Source organism: Streptomyces sp. 13-12-16 (assembly GCF_002114215.1).
GTDB lineage: Bacteria > Actinomycetota > Actinomycetes > Streptomycetales > Streptomycetaceae > Streptomyces.
Genome location: NZ_NCTE01001408.1, coordinates 1 through 1,770 on the forward strand (window position 1 = coordinate 1; position 1,770 = coordinate 1,770).

General features: G+C 76.5%; 1 protein-coding gene. It reads left to right on the top strand.

What is annotated here, in order from left to right; genetic code table 11:
- The coding region (locus tag B7767_RS41755; protein WP_143652980.1) for an acyltransferase domain-containing protein at nucleotides 1–1,770 on the top strand (1,770 nt) is incomplete at both ends.

Below are 1,770 nucleotides of genomic sequence, written 5' to 3' on the forward strand. Positions count from 1 at the left end.
CGCGACCGCCCTCCACACCACGGAGATCGCGCCCGCCGATGCGGCCCACACCCTGCACACCGGCCGCGCGACGCTGCCGTACCGCGCCGCCGCGGTGATCACCGGGGCGGTGGAGACCGACGGCCGCGCCCTGCGCGCCGCCCCGCGGCGCCGTCCCGGTCCCACCCCGCCCAGGATCGTGCTGGCCTTCCCGGGCGGGGGAGCGCAGTACGCGGGCATGGGCCGCGAACTGTGCGCAGAGGAAGAGGAGTTCGACCGCACCGTGCGCGAGTGCGCCGGTCTCTTCGACGACGGGACCGGTACCGGCCTCACCGCGCTGATCACCGCCGACCCGTCCGACGAGCACGCGCGCCGGCTGCTGCGCGACCCCGCCCACGGACTGCCCGCTCTGTTCACCGTCTCCCTCGCCACCGCGCGCACGCTGCGCTCCTGGGGCGTTGAACCGGACGCGGTGGTCGGTCACAGCCTCGGCGAGTACGTGGCCGCCGTGCTGTCCGGTGCCCTGTCCCTGCCCGACGCTGCGACACTGGTGGCGGTCCGCTCGCGCGGCATGTCACGGGCGGCCGGCGGCGGAGTGATGCTGACGGTCCCGCTGACCGAGCGGCAGACCCTGGCCCTGCTCGCCGAACATCCCGGACTGGATCTGGCCGCCGTCAACGGCCCGCGGTCCTGTGTGGTGTCCGGACCCTCGCCGGCCGTGGCCGAAGTGGAGCGGGCCCTGACCGCACGCGGCGAGCGCGCCGTGCGGCTCTCCCTTGACGCGGCCGCCCACTCGCGCCTGGTCGACCCGGTCCTGCCTGAACTGCGCGCGGCCGCCAGGACCGTCCGGGCGCGTGTTCCCGGCATCCCGCTCGCCACCACCCTCACCGGGAAACTGCTGGACACCGCTCCCGACGCCGATCACTGGGTGGCGCACCTGCGTTCCACCGTGCGCTTCTCCGACGCACTGGCCACCGCCTTGGGCGAAGGGCCGGCCGTCCTCGTCCAGGCGGGCCCCGGCGGTGCACTGCTCCAACTGGCCCGTCAGCAGGGACACCGGCAGCTCCTGGCCACCCTGGCCGCGTTCCCTGACCGCGAGCAGCCCGGCGGTGGACGTGCCGCGCTGCTGGCGGCCGCCGGAGAGCTGTGGACGCACGGGGTCCCCCTGGACGCCGCGGCCCTGCACCGCCCGGGGCGGCGCCGTGTCACCCTGCCGGGCCTGCCCATGGAGCGCCGCAGACTGTGGATCGATCCGCCTGCCGTCACACCGGCCGGTACAGCGTCCGACCCCGGTCACAGTGCCGGGCAGGCCGCCCCGGACGAGTCCGAGCCCTTCCAGCTGCCCGTCTGGCGGCGCACGCCTCCCGTCGAGGCGGACCGGTCGGCACTGCGGGGCCGCTGGCTCGTGGCCGGTCCTCCCGGCTCGCCCTCGTCCGAGCGGGTGCGCGCCGCACTCGTCGCCGCCGGGGCCGGCACCGTCACCCTCGACGAAGCGGTCCGGGACCCCGGCACTCCGTGCGAGGGCATCGTCGTGGTCGGCCCGTCCGGTGACACCGGCGACGACCCGGCGGAAACCGTCAGCGCGTCGGTCCTGCACTACGCGGAGGTGGCGCGGGCCGCCGCCTCCTGGGCGCACCGCACCTGCCTGCTGCACCTGAGCCACAACGCCCAGCAGGTGGAGAGCACCGACCGGCCCGCCGCCCACGCCGCCGCCGGCCTCGCCGTGCCCCGCGTCCTCGCCCAGGAGTTCCCGGGCCTGCGTTGGCGCTCGGTGGACCTGCCGGCCGGCCC